The following is a 2351-nucleotide window of genomic DNA, read 5'->3' on the forward strand; positions in this document are numbered from 1 at the left end:
CGCGATGAGCGCACTATTAAATTGTTGAACTAAGCCGCTACGCGGAGATCCTATTCTGACCATTTGAGCCACACTTACCTTGGGGTTATCCCATATTTGGAGGTAAGTCATGAATACACTCATTGAACAAGTCAAAACTGAAATAGCCTACCGTGGTTATTCACAAAGTACCTGTAAAAGTTACTGCGAGCATTTACTTAAACTCAGCCATTATTTTAATAAACCACTCGATTTAATTACTGATGATGAGCTGAATATCTTTTTTAAAGATCCCGCCATTCGCAAGCTCTCCAGAGCGAGTCAAAAAATACAAATAAACAGCATTTGGTTTTTGTTTAAGAATATTTTACACCGCCCACTGAACTTAGACATAGCCTTGCCTAAAGCAAAACCTCGGGCACCTACTTATTTATCGCGTGATGATATTCGACGACTTATAGAAAGTTGCACGGATATGCGCTTAAAAACATTGATAGTGGTGTGTTATGGATGTGGTTTGCGTATTGGCGAACTGCTGCGCATCAAAGTGCAAGACATCGATGGACAGCGTAAAACCATTTTAATTGAACATGGTAAAGGAGATAAGTCACGCTATGTTGTTGTATCAGATAGCGTGCTAAATCAATTACGTTGCTATTGGAAAATGTATCACCCAACGGGCTGGATGTTTTATTCACGATGGTTAATGGATAAACCTATGTCACCCTCAAGCTTCAGAAAGGCATTGAAAAAACATGCACAAATGTGTGGTTTAAAGCACTGTAATCCACATGTATTACGCCATGCTTATGCAACACATCAACTTGAGTTAGGGATGCCGCTTCATCAACTTCAACATCAGCTTGGTCATAGTGACATTAGAACCACGCAAAGTTACTTACACTGGTTACCTGAATTAGGGCATGGTGGCATTGATTTACTCGCAAGTTGGGGAAACCAATGAGCGGCTTGCACCTCGCTGATATTTTAAATTCTGGCCTTGGGAATTATCGGCAGCACCACATAATGAGTTATCAACAGTTACGAGTCTGCCAACACCTTCAATCATGCAGAACGGGGCAGCTCGGTTATCAAGCATGGCAATGTGATAACTGTAGTGAAGTACAACAAATTGGGTGTAGTTGTCGAGACCGTCATTGCCCACGTTGCCAAGGCATGGCTACGGCTAAATGGGTGCAAAAACAGCAGGAAGATTTATTACCGTGTCGGTATTTCCACCTTGTTTTTACGCTCCCGCATGAGTTAAATATCATTGCGCACTACAACCCAAACGCGTTATATCACTGTTTATTTAAAGCCGCATGGCAAACGCTGTGTAAATTTGCGAAACGAAAGAGGCATGGCCAGTTAGGCATGACAAGCGTACTGCATACGTGGGGGCAGAACTTAAGTCAGCATATTCACCTGCATTGCTTGATACCCGCAGGCGCGCTTGATAAAGCGCACTGGCATGAAATAGAAAAAGGCTATTTATACCCCGTTAAAGCATTATCAACAGTGTTTAGAGGGAAAATGCTCACGGCGCTCAATGAATGCGATAGTTCATTCGCGAAGGTAAGCACACCAACCAAATGGTGCGTGTATAGCAAAGCCTGTTTAACGTACAGTGAAAAGCTAGTTAGTTACCTTGCTCGTTATACCCGAAAAGGCGTGATGTCAGAATCGCGATTAGTGTCAGCGACTGAAGAAACAGTGAGCTTTAAATACCGCGATTATGCAGATAAGAACCGCGATAAAGTAATGACACTGAGCTGTGATGAATTTTTACGGCGCTACTTACAACATGTATTGCCCAAAGGGTTTATGCGCATTCGCCACTATGGCTTTTTAGCTAATGCGTGTCACAAGCGAAAGTTAGGGTTAATAAAGGCTCAAGTATCAGCAACCCCATGCAAAGCGGTGAAGCCGAAGGTAGAGCAAGAACGATTAATACCCCATTGGTCTTGCCAGTCATGCAAGACGGGTACCTTACGATTTATTGGTGTGATGAATTTAGATGAGGCGACAAATAAAATAGCGCGAACGAGTTAGCAGCCTTGCTTGCTGCATCAAATCAATAAGTTAACCTGCTTAATTGCTCAGGCTAATAGCGACTGTGCGAGCGAAAAATATCCTTGCTTAACGGTTAAACATTCGGTTTAATGAATAGATAATAAACGCTGAGCAATGCAGGGAAAGCTTAAATTATAATAGGTAAGCTTATTAAATTAGCTGATTTAGCTAGAGCCTCTAAAAAGCAAATTCCCATAGCATAAACAACACCAACTCTGACACACCGAGCAGGTAGCGCCTCAGTCCAACAAGCGATTATGCAACACAAACTGCGTGTCGCATAAATACTAAAGTGTTAT

The 2351-nt window shown here is 42.2% G+C and carries 2 protein-coding genes; both read left to right on the plus strand.

Annotated features, from left to right (window positions below):
- The first annotated feature begins 109 nt into the window (after positions 1–109).
- A complete protein-coding gene (locus tag GQR38_RS19850; protein WP_165723097.1) occupies positions 110–943 on the plus strand; it encodes a tyrosine-type recombinase/integrase in 834 nt (277 codons plus the stop codon).
- On the plus strand, positions 940–2031 hold the full coding sequence (locus GQR38_RS19855) for an IS91 family transposase (protein ID WP_165723098.1): 1092 nt from the start codon (positions 940–942) through the stop codon (positions 2029–2031). The genes GQR38_RS19850 and GQR38_RS19855 overlap by 4 nt, the downstream gene beginning before the upstream one ends.
- Positions 2032–2351: the final 320 nt, after the last annotated feature.

The organism is Pseudoalteromonas sp. c7(2019), assembly GCF_011378625.1.
Taxonomy (GTDB): domain Bacteria; phylum Pseudomonadota; class Gammaproteobacteria; order Enterobacterales; family Alteromonadaceae; genus Pseudoalteromonas; species Pseudoalteromonas arctica.

Bases quoted from the DNA above. Each gene is read 5' to 3' on its own strand.
- GQR38_RS19850 (WP_165723097.1), top strand. From the start codon at position 110: ATGAATACACTCATTGAACAAGTCAAAACTGAAATAGCCTACCGTGGT.
- GQR38_RS19855 (WP_165723098.1), top strand. From the start codon at position 940: ATGAGCGGCTTGCACCTCGCTGATATTTTAAATTCTGGCCTTGGGAAT.